Below are 14368 nucleotides of genomic sequence, written 5' to 3' on the forward strand. Positions count from 1 at the left end.
CATGATCGAAGAAGTCGCCCGAGCGGCACGCGAGGCCCGTGTGCAGGCGCCCCCCGTGGGTGCCCCGGCCTATCAGGAGTACTGCCTGCGCCTGGCGGAGCAGCTGCGCGCCCGCTGGCCGCGGATCCGCAAGGCCAACGAGGAGGACGTCGCCGCCGCCGAGCGCCGCGGCCTGCCGCCCGTGCTGGTGGACCGGCTGCGTCTGCGCGACGCCCACCTGGAGGTGGCGGTCCGGCTGACCGAGCAGGTGCACGAGGCGCTGCCGCACGTCACCGCCCCGGGCCCGGAGAGCCCGATCGGCACCTGGGGCAGCCGCCGGCAGGTGCGCAAGCCCCTCGGCGTCGTCCTCATGGTGTACGAGGCCCGGCCGACGGCCACCGTCGAGGGCGCCCTGCTGTGCGTCGCCACCGGCAACGCCGTGCTGCTGCGCGGCGGCAAGGAGATCGCGGCGACCAACGCCGAGCTGGGCGAGGCGATCCGCGCCGCCTGCGCGCAGGCCGGGCTGCCCGGGGCGCTGGCCACGGTGCTGGACGACCCGGACCGCTCCCAGCTGCGCTGGCTCCTGGCCCGGCCGGACGTGGTGGACGTCCTCGTCCCGCGGGGCGGGCCGTCGCTGGTCGACTACTGCCGCACCGCGAGCACCCTGCCGGTCATCGCCAGCGGCGGCGGCGTCAACCACCTGTTCGTGCATGCCAGCGCCGACCTGCCGCTGGCCGCGTCGATCGCCCTCAACAGCAAGATGACCGAGCCGACCGCCTGCAACGCCCTGGAACTGGTCCTGGTCGAGCGCGCCGTGGCCGAGGAGTTCACGGCACGCCTGCGCGAGGCGGCCCGGCGCTGGGAGGGGCCGGTGACGCTGCGCACCGATCCGGCCCTGCCGCCCCTGCCCGACCCGGAGGGCGCGGCCGCCGACGGCCTGCGCGAGGAGCCGCTGGCCGAGCACGACTTCGGCCGCGAGGTGCTGGAGCCCGCGATCGGCGTCCACGTCGTCGACGGCCTGGACGCGGCGGTGGCCCACGTGCGCCGCCACGGCTCCGGGCACACCGAGGGCATCGTCGCCGCCGACGAGGCGGCCGTGGCGGCCTACACCGGCGCGGTGGACGCCGCCGCGCTGGTCGTCAACGGCTCCCTGCGCCTGCACGACGGTCCGACCATGGGTCTGGGCCCCGAACTGTCCATCTCCACCGGCCGGCTGCACGTGCGCGGCCCGGTCGCCCTCGGCTCGCTGCTGACCACCCAGTGGGTGGTGCAGGCCCGCGGCGCCCTGCGCACCTGACCGCCGCGCCGCTCTCCGGCGCATCCCTCCTCCATCCGGCCCGCGCACCGTCCCGGGCCGAGAAGGGCTCATCCCCCATGTCCAGCGAACCGTCCGTGTCCACCACGCCGCCCGTGTCCACCACGCCGTCCGCGTCCGGGGCGCCGGACCGCGACCGCATCGCCGCCGCCGTGCGGCGCCTGGTCGTCACCGAGTCCCGGCTGTCCGTGGACCCCGCCACGATCTCCGAGGACGAACCGCTCAACGGCCCCCTGCTGAAGGTCAACTCCCTGGGCTTCCTGGGCATGCTCATCCGCCTGGAGGACGACCTCGGGCTCGCCCTGCCCGACGACCTGTTCGTGGGCCGCAGCTTCGCCACCGTACGCGACCTGATCGACCTGGTCGCCACCGCCGCGGAGACCGCGCGATGAGCGCGCCCGTCACCGAGCGCGTCGCCGCGCGGCCCGCCGCCCCCGCCACCCCGGTGCCGGCGCGCTGGCGCAGCGTCCTGCCGCACCTGGACACCGCCCTGCCCGCCGACCTGCCGCCGGAGAACCCGGCGCCCGGCTCCGGCATCCACATCAACCTGCCGATGGAGCTGATGAGGCAGAGCCTGCAGCCCCGGGAGTTCTGGGACATCCCGCAGGAAGTGGCCGAGGCCTACCGCTCGTTCCGGCCCACGCCGCTGTGGCGGGCCCGCGGCTTCGAGCGGGCGGTCGGCGCCCGCGTCCCGATCTGGGTCAAGTACGAGGGCGGCAACATCTCCGGCAGCCACAAGCTCAACACGGCGCTCGCCCAGGCCTATTACTACAAGCGGGCCGGGGTGACCGAGCTGGTCACCGGCACCGGCGCCGGCCAGTGGGGCACGGCGATGGCCGCGGCCTGCGCGATGTTCGGCCTGCGCTGCACGGTCTTCATGGTGGGCTCCAGCCTGGCCAAGAAGCCCTACCGGGGTGTGCTGATGCGGATGCTCGGCGCACGGGTGCACGCCAGCCCCAGCGGTCTGACCTCGGTGGCCGCCGCCGACGACGGCAGCCAGGGCAACAGCCTCTCGCTGGCCATCGGCGAGGCCGTCGAGTACGCCCAGACGCACGACGGAGCCGCGTTCTGCATCGGCAGCGGCGAGACGTACAGCATCCTGCACCAGTCGGTCATCGGCCTGGAGAGCGAGGAGCAGCTCGCCGCCGCGGGCACCTCGGTGGACGCCGTGGTGGGCGCGGTCGGGGCCGGCTCCAATTTCGGCGGCATCGCCCTGCCGTTCCTCGCCTCCGCCCGCGCGGCCGGCGCCCGGCCGCCGCGCCTGGTGGCGGCCGAGTCCGCCGCCTCGCCCAAGCTGAGCCGGGGCGTGTACGCGTACGACAAGACCGACGCGACGGGCACCGGTCCCCGCGAGGCGATGTACACCATCGGCAGCGACTACCGCATCCCCGACTCCCACTCGGGCGGTCTGCGCTACCACGGCGCCGCCAAGCTCGTCTCGGCGCTGCGGCACTCCGGTGACGTGGAGGCGGTGGCCGTCGGACAGGTGGACGCCCTGGAGGCGGGCCGCCGGTTCACCCTGTCGGAGGCGGTGCTGCCCGCCCCCGAGTCGGGGCACGCGCTCGCCGTGGCGGCCCGGCTCGCCGGCGGGGACGAGGCGGACGGCCTCCCCCGGGGCGTGCTGGTCTGCCTGAGCGGCCACGGCTACCTCGACCTCGGCGCCTACCAGCAGCTGCTGGCCGGCGAGCTGGCGGACAGCGCGCCCGACCCCGCGGGGCTGCGGGAGGCGGTGCGCGGTCTGACCCGCGTCGGCGACGCGCCGGGCGCGGACGGGACGGCGGGAGGCACGGCATGACCACTGTCACCTCCCAGGACGCCGGGCGGGCGGACGGGCCGCGCGCGCTGGAGCCGCCCCGGGTGCGGGCCGCGCTGCTCGACTGCCTCCAGGCCAACCTCGCCGTGCTCGCCGACCGCCACCACGGCCCGGACACCCATCTGCGGCTGGGCGCCGTCCTGCGCTTCGCCCCGGCGCCGCGCGGGCCCGGCGGCCTGCCTACGGTCGAGCCCACCGTCGAGGACCAGCTCGCCGCGGCCGGGGACCTGCTCGGCCTGGCCGTCCGCGCACGCGCGACGGGCCGGCCCGACGCGGCACCGGACGGACCGGCGGAGCCCTCGTACGTCGTCGCGGACGCCTTCCACCTGCCGTGGGTGCCCTACCACGGGCACAAACACGTCGAGCACAGCTTCCTCGTGGAGCCGGGCGCCGACGGCGTGACGGTGACCGACGCCTACCACAACGACACCGTGTGGGGCCCGGCCCGCCCGCTGCGCCTGTCCTACCGGCGCGATCGACTGGACGCCCTGCTCGCGGCGTTGCCGCAGGACACCGTCACCGTGCGGCTGTCCGCGCGCCCGCCGGGGCCCGCCCCGGCGCCGGCGCACACGCCCGCCGACGAGGCGGTGGTCGACGCCTACCTGCGTGCCTACGCCGATCACGAGGACCGCGTCCTCGCCCTGGAGCGGTTCACGCTGGAGACCTGGCTGCTGGCCCGCGCACGGCACCTGCACGCCGCGTACGCCGCCCACCTGGCCGGCGGCGCGCAGGACGAGGCGGTGCGCGCGCACCTGGCACGGTGGGACAGCGTCGTCGAGCACACCTACCTCGCCTACCGCCGGGTGGTGCGCGGCCGGGCGGAACCGGCCGGGCTGTTCGAACGGGCCGGCGAGGCGCTGCGCGCGGACGCCGCCGCGTTCGGCGGACAGCGGCCGCGGTCCCTGGAGGACGAGGTGCGCGCCGTCGTCGCCGAGGTGCTGCACGTCTCCGCGGACTCCCTGGTCGTCGGGGCCGGCGGCTTCGACGGGGACCTCAGCCGGCTCGCGGAGTTCGGTTCGATGCGCATGGTCGAGGCCGTGGAACGGCTGGAACAGCGCTTCGCCGTCGAGTTCGCCCCCGAGGACCTGGTGCCGGAGAACCTGCACCGCGTGGACGACCTGTGCGCCCTGATCCGCCGGTCCTCCCCCGCCCGCTGACCACCTCCCCCTCCTTCGTTCCCTCCCCGTTCCGCCCAGAAAGGCACTGACGATGGACGCACGCTTCATCGAGACGCTCACGCCGTTCCTGCCGTTCCTGCACGGCGAGACGATCACCGAGGACACGCCCCTGCGCACCTACGGACTGGACTCCATGCAGGCCATCGAGCTGATGTTCGCGCTGGAGGACAGCCTCGGCGTCTCCCTGCCCGACGAGGCACTGGTCGAGGAGACGTTCGCCACGGCCGGCAACCTGTGGCGGGCCACCCAGGCCGCGCGGGGCACGGGCGCGGTCACGGCCGCGGCGGAGTCGGTGTGAGCGCCCCCGCACCGGCCGCGCCCGCGCCGGGCGCCGCCGCGTCCGCCCTGTCCGCGTCGCTGCGCGCCGAGGTCGACCAGGTGTCCGCCCTGGCCGCCCGGCACGCCGCGCACTGCGACGAGCGGGCCGAGTTCCCGCTCGCCGTGCTCGACGCCCTGCGGCCCCGGCTGCTCGGGCTGCTGGTGCCCACCCGGCACGGCGGCCCCGGCGGCACCGTCGACGACCTGATCGACGTCACCATGGAGCTGGGCCGCGCCGACATGTCCACGGCCATGGTGTTCGCCATGCACTGCCAGCAGGTCGCCGCGATCGCCGGGCACGCCGGTCCGCGTCTGGCCGCGGAGCTGCTGCCGGAGATCGCCGCCGGGCGGATGTACCTCGCCTCGGTCACCACCGAGGCCGGCAAGGGCGGCCACCTGCTCTCGGCGCGGGCCGAACTCGGCGCGCGGGACGGGTGGCTGGAGATCGACCGGTTCGCCCCCGTGGTGACCGGCGGGATGCACGCCGACGGCTACCTCCTCACCATGCGCAGCCCGCGGGCCCGCTCCGACGGCGAGGTCTCCCTGGTCTTCGCCCGCCGCGACCAGCTGCGGGTGGAGCAGCGCGGCGACTGGAACCCCCTGGGCATGCGCGCCAGCCACAGCACCGCGCTCCAGTTGACCGGCCGGGTCCCCGGGGACCAGGTGGTCGGGGAGCACGGCGCGTTCCGGCGGATCGCGATGAACACCTTCGGTCCGCTGGCCCACCTGGGCTGGTCGGCGGCGTGGCTGGGCACCGCGAGCGGTGCCCTGTCACGGGTGGTGTCGGAGCTGCGCGGCGGCCCCGGCCGCCGCCGCGCCGACCTCTCCTCCGAGCTGCTGCTCACCCGGCTCTCCACGGCACGGCAGCGCCTGGACACGGTGCACGCGATGCTGCGGCACACCGCCGACGCGGTACGCCGGGCCGTGGAGGAGGACGCGGACCTGTCGCACCCCCGCCACCAGCTGCTGGTCAACGCCCTGAAGCTGACCGCGTCCGAGCAGTGCCACCGGGCGGTCGACGACCTGGTGACCGCGCTCGGCATGCGGCACGGCTACCTCAAGGACTCCCCCACCGGCCTCGAACGCGCCCTGCGCGACCTGCGGTCCGCCGCGCTGAACTACAGCAACGACCGCCTCCACCAGGCCGACGGCCGGCTCGTCCTGCTCGACCAGGAGGTGCGCTATGTCTGAGGAGCCCGGCGTCCTGCCACCCGGCCGGGACGCCCGGGAGGTGCTGACCGGGCTGGCCCGCACGGGGACGCTCGGCCGGCTGTACCCCGCCGGCCCCGCCGGGCGGATCGACGCGGTGCTGCTGCGGCGCCTGCTGGGCGCCGCCGACGCGCGGGGCCCGCAGGGGCTGGTGCTGTCACTGCTCGTCCAACTGGCCACGGCGCTGCCGCTGCTGGCGCAGACCGCGTCGTCGCCGGTGGCGGAGAAGGTGCTGGACGCCGCGTCCGAGGGGCAGTCCCTGCTGGCGCTGGCGGCCACCGACGAGCAGGCGGGCTCGGACCTCGCCGGCCTGGCCACCCGCGTGGACCTGACGGCGGCGGACGGCGACGGCGACACGGTCGTCCTCGACGGCGTGAAGCGCTGGGTGACCTCGGCCACCACCGCCGACCACGCCCTGGTCCTCGCCCGGCACCGCCCCGGCCGTCACTTCACCAGCTTCACCTGGCTGCTCGTCCCGCTCGACACCCCGGGCGTGACGGTGCGCCCGGCCGGCACCCCGCTGTTCGCCGGGTCCGGCGTCGGCCACGTCACCTTCTCCGGGTGCCGGCTGGACCGCGGACACCTGCTGGGGCGGCCCGGCCGCGGCCTGGCCCTGTTCGCCCGGAACATCGCCGTCGAACGGCTCGCCTCGGCCGCCTGGGGCACCGAATTGTGCCGCCGGGTGCTCGCGGACACCGCCGCCCGGCTCGCCGGGCGCACCCTCGACGGCAGCCCGCTCGACCGCCACCCCGCCGTACGGCAGCGGCTCGCGGAGTGCGCCGTGCGGGTCAGCGCGCTGGACGCGCTGTGGAAGGCCTCGTGCGACCGGATCACCGGCGAGCGGGACGCCACCGCGGCCGCGGTCCTCAAGGCGGCCTCCGGTGCCACGGTGGACCACGTCCTGTCGGCCTGCGCCCACCTGTGGGGCGCGGACGGGTTCTCCGCCGACGGCATTCAGCAACTGCGGTCCGAGGCGGCCCTGTTCGGCATCGGCGGAGGCGCGACCGAGGTGGTCCTGGACACCGTGGCGGACCGGCTGGTGCCGCTGGTGGAAGGGCTGGCGGCATGAACGGCACCGCGGTGCGCCCCGCTCCCCCGCGGGCCGCGGGGCACCGGAGGCGGCTGTTCGCCGAGGCGGCGCCCGGGGTGTGGGTGGCGCTCGCCGACGGCTGCCCGCCCCGGGGCCACCTCACCGAACGGGACCTGGCCGACGCCGCCGCGCTGCCGCCGCACCGCGCCGCCGAACGGCTCGCGGCCCGGCGGGCGCTGCGCGGGCTGCTCGCCGCCCGCTTCCCCGAGGCCCGGGACGCCGAGGTGGTCTACTCGGCGCACGGCCGCCCCGCCCTCGCCGGCCGGCCGGAGATCGGCATCAGCGTCAGCCACGACGGTGACGCCGTCGCCGCCTGCGCGTCCTTCGGCCACGCGGTCGGACTGGACGTGCAGCACCCGCCTCCGACCGTGGCGGACGCCCTGCTGCGCCGCTGCGCACACCGGCGCGCGGACGCGCTGACCCGGCTCCCGCAGCGGTTGCGCGCCCGGGAGTTCGCCTGGCTGTGGACCGTGCAGGAGGCCTGTGTGAAGGCGGCGGGCACCGGCCTGGCCGGCCGGCCGTGGGCCATCGACGTTCCGCTGCCCGCCGCACGGGGCACCTGGGGCCCCTACCGCTGGATCAGCCTCCGCGGCCGGACGACCGTCCCGCTGAGCATCGCCTACACCCCCCTGCCGGACCCGACCCGCGTACCGGAGACACCATGACCACCCGAGCCGCAGCACCGGAGCTGAGCTGCTACACGGCCGCGCTGCTGCCCTATCTGGAGACGGAACGCCCGGCGGTGCACTCCGAGTTCGCCGCCGCGATACGCCTGGCCGTGCGCACGGATCCCCCCGAGGGCGGCATGGCCTTCTCCCACCACGCCCGGATCGACGTCGACGCACACGGCACCGGCCTCGTCCACCGCTCCGCCGCCGGCTGGGAGGCGGCACGGGAGGCCCTGTCCCGGGAGGCGGGCCTCCGCGGCCGGGTGATCGCCGTGGGCAACACCCGGCACCTGCCCTGGTCCCCCGCGTACGGCGGGACCGAGACCCCGCACTGGCTGCTCGTCGAGGCCCTGGCGGACGACCGCTGGGCGGTGCGCGACCCGTTCCAGGCCCTGACGCCGCACGGCGCCCACACGCCCTGGGCGGGCACCCTGACCGACGCCGAACTGCGCGCCGCCCTGACGCCGCCGACCGCCCTGACCCCGCAGGCCGTCAACCGCGACCGCTACGCGCTCGGCGAGGAGGGCGACCCGGCCGACGCCCGGGAGTACCGGTGGCTGGAACGCGCCGGCACCGCGCGGCGACCGGCCGGCGAGGGCCGTTGGGTGCACGGCGCCGCCGCCCTGCGCCACGTCGCCGAGCGAGTGTGCCACGACCCGCAGGCCCTCGCCGCGCACGCCGACGACCTGTGGACCGCGGCCCGTCACCAGCGCCACCTGCTCGGTACAGCGGCCGCCGGGACACCGCGGGCCGTGGAACGGGCGGCGGCCGCCTGGGCGGAACTGCCGCGCGCGGCCCGCTTCGCGACGGCCTCCGCCGCGCGCGGCCGGCCCCGGCCGGCCGTGATCGAGCGGGCGTTCGCGGAACTCCTCGACGCCCTGCGGGACCTGGAGACGACGGCCGCCTCGCGGACGGAGGACCTGAGCCATGGACGCTGAGAACGTCATGAACACCCCGGCGGGGCTGTACGGCCGGTTCGAGGCCACCGCACGCCGCCACCCGGACGCGGTCGCCCTGGAGGTCGGGGGCGAGTCGTACACCTACCGGCGGCTGGAGTCGCTGGCCGGCAGGCTGGCCCGACGGCTCCTCGACGTGCGCGGCGGCGCCGTGCCCCGGCGCGTGGGGCTGCTGGCCTCCCGCACCGTCACGGCGTACGCGGGCTACCTCGCGGTGCAGCGCCTGGGCGCCGTCGTCGTCCCGCTCAACCCTGCCTTCCCCGGGGCACGTACCGCGGACATCGCCGCGCGGGCCCGTCTCGACCTGGTCCTGGCACAGCCCGACCAGGCCGGGGCGGCGCTGCCGGTGCCGGTGATCGCCCCGCTCGCCTCCGACGGGCCGGACGCCGCGGCGGACCACCCGGCCCCGCCGGTCCGCCCGGTGAACCCGGACGACGTGTGCTACGTGCTGTTCACCTCCGGCTCCACCGGCACCCCCAAGGGCGTTCCGGTGCAGCACCGCAGCGTCGAGGCCTACCTCGACCACGTCGTCCCGCGCTACGGCCTGGGCGTGGGGTCGCGGCTGAGCCAGACCTTCGACCTCACCTTCGACCTGTCCGTCTTCGACCTGTTCGGGGCCTGGGCGTCCGGCGGCACCGTCGTGGTGCCCGGCCCGCACGACCTGCTCGCGCCGGCCCGGTTCGTGGCCCGGGAAAACATCACCCACTGGTTCTCCGTGCCGTCCGTCGTCTCGCTCGCCGCCCGGCTGCGGCAGCTCGGCCCGGACTCCATGCCGGGACTGCGCTGGAGCCTGTTCTGCGGCGAGCCGCTCACCCACGCCCAGGCGGCGGCCTGGCAGGCGGCGGCACCGGCGTCCGTGCTGGAGAACCTGTACGGGCCGACGGAACTCACCCTGAGCTGCGCCCAGTTCCGACTGGACGACCCGGGCGACCGGGACGACGCGGACGGTCCGGCGCGGACGGGAGCGACGGTGCCGATCGGCACGCTGTACCCGGGCCTCGACCACCTGGTGCTCGACGAGGACGGACACCCGGCCGCCGAGGGCGAGCTGTGCGTGCGCGGCGTCCAGCGGTTCCCCGGCTACCTCGACCCGGAGGACAACCGCGGCCGCTTCGTGCGGTACGCGGACGGCACGGCCACCGTCGTGACGGACACGGCGCCCCCGGGACCCGCCCTGTACTACCGCACCGGCGACCGGGTGCGCGTGACCGAGGAGGGCCTCGTCCATCTGGGCCGTCTCGACCAGCAGGTCAAGATCCAGGGCTACCGGGTCGAACTCGGCGAGATCGAGGCGGCGTTGCGCGCCGCGCCCGGGGTGCGGGACGCTGTCGTCCTGGCGGTGCCGGGCACGGGCGGCCAGACCGGTCTGGCCGCCGCCTGCACCGGCGACGCCGTCGACCCCTCCGGGGTGCTGACCGCGCTGCGGTCGCGGCTGCCCGCGTACATGGTCCCCGCCTCGCTCACGGTCCTGGACGCCCTGCCGCTGAACGCGAACGGCAAGACCGACCGTACGGCCCTGCGGCACATCCTGCGGGTGCCCGGCACCGCGAACGGCGCCACGCGTCCGGACGCCCGCCCGGTGGAAGGAAGCAATCGATGACGCGCCCCGCAGGAAGCCCACCGATGCCCCGTCCGGAAGGAAGTCGCCGATGACCTCGCTCACCGCGGAGGCCTCCGCCGCGGGTCCTGTGCCCGAGGGGGCCGGCACGGTCGCGCCCGCCGAGTTCCGGGAGGCGATGACCCGTTTCGCCACCTGCGTGACGGTGATCACCGCCCGGTCGGGGTCCCGTCCGGTGGGCTGCACCGCCACCGCGGTGTTCTCGCTCACCGACCGCCCGCCGACGCTGGTGGTGTCGCTCGCCTCCGGCAGCGGCACGCTGCGCGCGGTCCGGGCGGCGGGCACCTTCGCGGTCAACGTGCTGTCGTGGCAGCAGCGTGCCCTCGCCGACCGGTTCGCGCGGCTGCCCGCGGAGCTGCGGTTCGAGCAGGTCCCCCACGACACGGTCCACGGCGCCCCGCTGCTGGACGGGACCGTGGCCGCCGTGGTGTGCCGGGTGGCGGAGTGCGTGCCCCTGGAGGACCACGTCCTGGTCTCCGGCCGGGTCCTGCACGCCCGCACCCACGAGGACGTGACGCCCCTGGTGCACTTCGCCCGCCGGCCCTCGACCCCGGAGTTCCCGGTATGACCGCGACGCCCGCCCTTCCCCCCACCGCCTCCGGCACGGCAGCGCCCGCGCACCGGGTGAGCCGGCGCAACACCTGGCTGCTGACGGTCTTCACCGCCGTCACCAACCTCGCCGACGGCGTGACGAAGATGGTCATCCCGCTGATGGCCGCCCGCGTCACCGACTCGCCCCTGGCGGTCTCCGCCGTCGCCCTGTCACTGACCCTGCCGTGGCTGCTCACCTCGCTGCACATCGGCGTTCTCGTCGACCGCTTCGACCGGCGGCTGCTGCTGTGGCTCGCGGACGGGGCGCGGGCCTCGGCGGTGTTCGTCCTGATGGCCGCGGTGTCCGGGGGCAGTGCGGGCGTCCCCCTGCTGTTCACCTGCGGTCTGGTGCTCGGCGTCGCCGAGGTGGTGGCGCTCACCGCCGCGGCGTCCCTGGTGCCGGCCGCCGTGGCGGGCCCCGGGCGGGAGCGGGCCAACGCGTGGATGGCGGGCGCGGAGACCGTCTGCAACCAGTTCGCCGGTCCCCTGGTGGGCGCGGCGCTGCTGGCTGCGGGCACGGCGGCGGCGCTCGGCGCGACGGCCGTCACCTATGTACTGGGCACGCTGGTCCTGCTCCCGCTCGTCCCCCTCGCGGGCCGGTTCCGGGCCGACGCCGGCCGGGGCGGCACGGTCCGCTCGGTGCACGGCGACATCCGGGCGGGTCTCGCCTTCCTGTGGGGCAACCGGGTGCTGCGGACCATGGCGCTCACACTGACCGTGATGTGCGCCTGCTGGGGTGCCTGGATGGCGTTGATCCCGCTGGCCGCCACCCGGTCCATGGGCGCCGACGACGGCCGGTACGGGGTGCTGATGAGCGCCCTGGGGCTGGGCGGGGTGGTCGGCGCGGTGACCGTCGGCCTCGTCAACCGGCTGCTGGGCCGCAAGGGGGCGATGTTCGCCGACCTGCTCGGCACCCTGGTCCTGGTCGCCACGCCGTGGCTGACGTCGTCGCTGGTGCTCAACACGGTGGCGGCGTTCCTGGGCGGGATGGGCGGCGTCCTGTGGTCGGTCAACTCCCGGACCATCGGGCAGTCGCTGGTGCCCGACGCGCTCCTGGGCCGGTACACCGCCGCGCTGCGCATGTTCAGCTGGGGCGCGCTGCCGCTGGGCTCGGCCCTGGCGGGCGCGCTCGCCCAGGCGGCCGGCCTGTCCGTCGCCTTCGCGGTGTTCGCCGTGGCGGCGGCCGTCCTCATCGTCCCGTTCCTGCGGTGGATGCCCGCCGGGGAACTGATCACGGAACCGACATCCGAAACGAAGGACTGACCATGAGTGTGCACGCCGACGAAGAAGCCGGCCGGGGAGTGTGGCTGCGCCGCTACGTGCCCGCCGCGGCGCCGCTGCCGGCGACCCTCGTCTGCCTGCCCCACGCGGGCGGGGCTCCGACGTTCTTCCGCCCGTGGGCGGAGCGGCTGGCCGGCTCCCTCGACGTCGTCCCGGTGTGCTACCCGGGGCGTCAGGACCGCTTCGCCGAGCCGTGCATCACGCGCATGCACGTGCTGGCCGAGGAGGTCGCCGCCGCGCTGCTGCCGCTGACGGACCGGCCGCTGGCCCTGTTCGGGCACAGCATGGGGGCGGCCCTGGGGTACGAGGTGGCACGGCTGCTGCGCCGAGAGCACGGGAAGGACGTCGCCCACCTCTTCGTGTCGGGCATGGTGCCGCCGCACCTGGTGCCGGCGGGACGCCGCCACCTGGAGGGGGACGAGGCGCTGATGGCCGACATCCTGGAGCAGGGCGGCACGGACGCGGCGATGCTGGCCGACGAGGAGTTCCGGGCCTTCCTCCTGCCGGCGATCCGCGGGGACTACCGGCTGATGGAGACCTACACGTTCAGCGGCGCCGACCGCGCCCTGAACGCCCCGATCACGGTCTACTACGGGCGGCAGGACAAGGACGTCTCCGCCGAGGCGGCCGGTGAGTGGGCGCGGCACACCACCGGGCCCACCGAGGTCCTCGACTTCCCCGGCGGGCACTTCTACCTCCAGGACCTGCTGGAGCCGCTGGTGGCGGACGTGGAGCGGCGGGTCCTCGCCTCGGTGCGGGAACCCGGACGCGGGCCCCGGCCGACCGCGCTCAGCCCACGCTGAGCAGGCGCGAGCCCGGCGGGGGCGAGAGCCGGCCGACCGGGCCGGAGCCGGACGCGGTGAGTTCGGGGCTCTCCGCGAGGACGGCCGCGTGCAGTTCGCGCAGCCGGGGCGACGGCTCGATGCCGATCTGCGTCACCAGGCGGTCGCGCAGCTGGCGGTACACCTCCAGGCACTGGGCCACCCGGCCGGACCGGTAGAGGGCGAGCATGTACTGGGCGTGCAGGTTCTCGTGCGTGGGGAAGTACACCGTCAGGCTGCGCAGTTCGGGCAGCAGTTCGTGGTGCAGGCCGAGGCGCAGCTCCGCCTCCACGCACTTCTCCAGCAGAGTGACGCGCCGCTCCTCCAGGCTCGTGACATGGGCCTGGATGCGCGGACCCGCCGGGGTGTCCCCGAGAACCGGGCCGCGCCACAGGCCCAGGGCGTCGCGCAGCGCGAAGGACAGCTTGCGGTCGTCGCGGACCAGCTCGGCCTGGCGGGCGACGCGCAGCCGGTGCTCCAGGTCGTCCAGGTCCAGGTCGTTCTCCCCGAGCCGGAGCGCGTAACCGCCGGGCTCGGTGACCAGGATCTGCTTGGCGGCGCGCAGCGAGCCCACCGACGGCACGGCCACGAGGGCCTGGCGCAGGTGCAGCACCCGGGTGTGCAGGCTCTGCACGGCGGTGGGCGGCATCTCCTCGGGCCACAGCTCCTCCCGGCAGATGTCCTGCGGCACCGGCTGGCCGGCGTGGAGCACGAGCAGCGCGAGAAGGCTACGGGTTTTCGGCGCCGTGGGCAGGGGCCGGAGGCCGCCGCCATCACGCAGCGTGAGTGGTCCAAGGACGGTGAACTTCATGCGACCCACCTTTCGTGACGACAGCGATCGTCGTCGGCGGACGGGCCGGTGGGTAGTCACGGATTCACGGTCCCCGTGCGGGGCGGTCCCCGTGCGGAGGCGGACCTCGTGCGGGGCGGTCCCCGTGCGGGGGCGGGCCCGGACCGGCGGTCACCAGGAGATGGCGCGCAGCGAGATCACCTGGAGGACGCACGGGGCGTACACCCCGCCGAGGGCGTAGGCCAGCCCGCCGGGCACGTAGAGCGCCTCGCCGGTCCGCAGCCGCAGGCGCAGGTCCTGGTCGCGAGCGGTGGGATCCGCGTCGCGCGGCTTCAGTTCCACCCGGCAGTCGCACCCGCCCTGCACGGGCAGCAGCACCAGATCGGTGGCGGCCCTGTTGTCCGCCCGTTCCTCACCGGCCGGCAGCGGGACGAGCGCGCTGCGCGCCTCGCAGTTCAGCAACCGGCCCAGTTCCTCGGCCAGTTCCCCGGCCAGTTCCACGGCACGGTCGGGTCCGGGCGGCGCCGGCGGCGGGGTGGTCGGCGCGGTCCCGACGGTCGCCCGTGCGAAGTCGGCCACCGAGGACTCGGCCAAGAGGGTGTCCAGGCCGTCAGGCCAGACGAGGGCCGGACCGCGGTCGCGGTGGACCGCCACGCACAGCGCCAGGTCCCGTACGGACACGTCCAGGGCAGATCTGCTGGCGACCGGAGCGGATTCCATGTCCACGTCCTGCTTCCCCCA

Annotated in this window: 15 protein-coding genes; 13 read left to right on the plus strand and 2 right to left on the minus strand. The window is 75.8% G+C overall.

Going from position 1 to position 14368, the window contains the following annotated elements; all coding sequences use genetic code 11:
• Position 1 precedes the first annotated feature (1 nt).
• The 13 genes from ACIF8T_RS32245 to ACIF8T_RS32305 all read left to right on the plus strand — a co-directional run bounded on the left by ACIF8T_RS32245 (position 2) and on the right by ACIF8T_RS32305 (position 12819).
• Positions 2-1276 carry a glutamate-5-semialdehyde dehydrogenase gene (locus tag ACIF8T_RS32245; RefSeq protein WP_400039932.1) on the plus strand — a complete coding sequence of 425 codons (1275 nt, stop codon included), beginning with the start codon at positions 2-4 and terminating at the stop codon, positions 1274-1276.
• A 77-nt stretch (positions 1277-1353) separates the two neighbouring features.
• A complete protein-coding gene (locus tag ACIF8T_RS32250; RefSeq protein ID WP_400039934.1) occupies positions 1354-1686 on the plus strand; it encodes an acyl carrier protein in 333 nt (110 codons plus the stop codon).
• Positions 1683-3089, plus strand: a complete 1407-nt coding sequence (locus ACIF8T_RS32255) for a TrpB-like pyridoxal phosphate-dependent enzyme (protein ID WP_400039935.1) — start codon at positions 1683-1685, stop codon at positions 3087-3089. The genes ACIF8T_RS32250 and ACIF8T_RS32255 overlap by 4 nt, the downstream gene beginning before the upstream one ends.
• A complete protein-coding gene (locus ACIF8T_RS32260; RefSeq protein WP_400039936.1) occupies positions 3086-4264 on the plus strand; it encodes an acyl carrier protein in 1179 nt (392 codons plus the stop codon). Before ACIF8T_RS32255 ends, ACIF8T_RS32260 begins: the two co-directional genes overlap by 4 nt.
• A 52-nt stretch (positions 4265-4316) precedes the next feature.
• Entirely contained in the window at positions 4317-4583 is a 267-nt protein-coding gene (locus ACIF8T_RS32265) for an acyl carrier protein (protein WP_400039937.1), read from the plus strand.
• A complete protein-coding gene (locus tag ACIF8T_RS32270) occupies positions 4580-5794 on the plus strand; it encodes an acyl-CoA dehydrogenase family protein (protein WP_400039938.1) in 1215 nt (404 codons plus the stop codon). The genes ACIF8T_RS32265 and ACIF8T_RS32270 overlap by 4 nt, the downstream gene beginning before the upstream one ends.
• Positions 5787-6881: an acyl-CoA dehydrogenase family protein gene (locus ACIF8T_RS32275; RefSeq protein ID WP_400039939.1), complete on the plus strand. Its 1095-nt coding sequence runs from the start codon at positions 5787-5789 to the stop codon at positions 6879-6881. Before ACIF8T_RS32270 ends, ACIF8T_RS32275 begins: the two co-directional genes overlap by 8 nt.
• Entirely contained in the window at positions 6878-7567 is a 690-nt protein-coding gene (locus ACIF8T_RS32280) for a 4'-phosphopantetheinyl transferase family protein (RefSeq protein ID WP_400039940.1), read from the plus strand. Before ACIF8T_RS32275 ends, ACIF8T_RS32280 begins: the two co-directional genes overlap by 4 nt.
• Positions 7564-8508, plus strand: a complete 945-nt coding sequence (locus tag ACIF8T_RS32285; protein WP_400039941.1) for a hypothetical protein — start codon at positions 7564-7566, stop codon at positions 8506-8508. Before ACIF8T_RS32280 ends, ACIF8T_RS32285 begins: the two co-directional genes overlap by 4 nt.
• Positions 8498-10126, plus strand: a complete 1629-nt coding sequence (locus tag ACIF8T_RS32290) for an amino acid adenylation domain-containing protein (protein WP_400039942.1) — start codon at positions 8498-8500, stop codon at positions 10124-10126. The genes ACIF8T_RS32285 and ACIF8T_RS32290 overlap by 11 nt, the downstream gene beginning before the upstream one ends.
• A 49-nt stretch (positions 10127-10175) precedes the next feature.
• Positions 10176-10712 (plus strand): flavin reductase family protein, encoded by a 537-nt coding sequence (locus tag ACIF8T_RS32295; RefSeq protein WP_400039943.1) that lies wholly within the window; start codon positions 10176-10178, stop codon positions 10710-10712.
• Entirely contained in the window at positions 10709-11998 is a 1290-nt protein-coding gene (locus ACIF8T_RS32300; protein ID WP_400039945.1) for an MFS transporter, read from the plus strand. The genes ACIF8T_RS32295 and ACIF8T_RS32300 overlap by 4 nt, the downstream gene beginning before the upstream one ends.
• Positions 11999-12000: 2 nt before the next feature.
• Positions 12001-12819, plus strand: coding sequence for a thioesterase II family protein (locus ACIF8T_RS32305; protein ID WP_400039947.1), 819 nt, complete (start codon positions 12001-12003; stop codon positions 12817-12819).
• Here the strand turns inward: ACIF8T_RS32305 and ACIF8T_RS32310 are convergent.
• Positions 12806-13648, minus strand: coding sequence for a BTAD domain-containing putative transcriptional regulator (locus tag ACIF8T_RS32310; RefSeq protein ID WP_400039948.1), 843 nt, complete (start codon positions 13646-13648; stop codon positions 12806-12808). The two genes, ACIF8T_RS32305 and ACIF8T_RS32310, sit on opposite strands and share 14 nt — an antisense overlap.
• Positions 13649-13798: 150 nt before the next feature.
• Positions 13799-14347, minus strand: a complete 549-nt coding sequence (locus ACIF8T_RS32315; RefSeq protein WP_400039950.1) for a hypothetical protein — start codon at positions 14345-14347, stop codon at positions 13799-13801.
• Positions 14348-14368: the final 21 nt, after the last annotated feature.

The organism is Streptomyces sp. NPDC085946, assembly GCF_044540485.1.
In the GTDB taxonomy this organism is placed as follows: domain Bacteria; phylum Actinomycetota; class Actinomycetes; order Streptomycetales; family Streptomycetaceae; genus Streptomyces.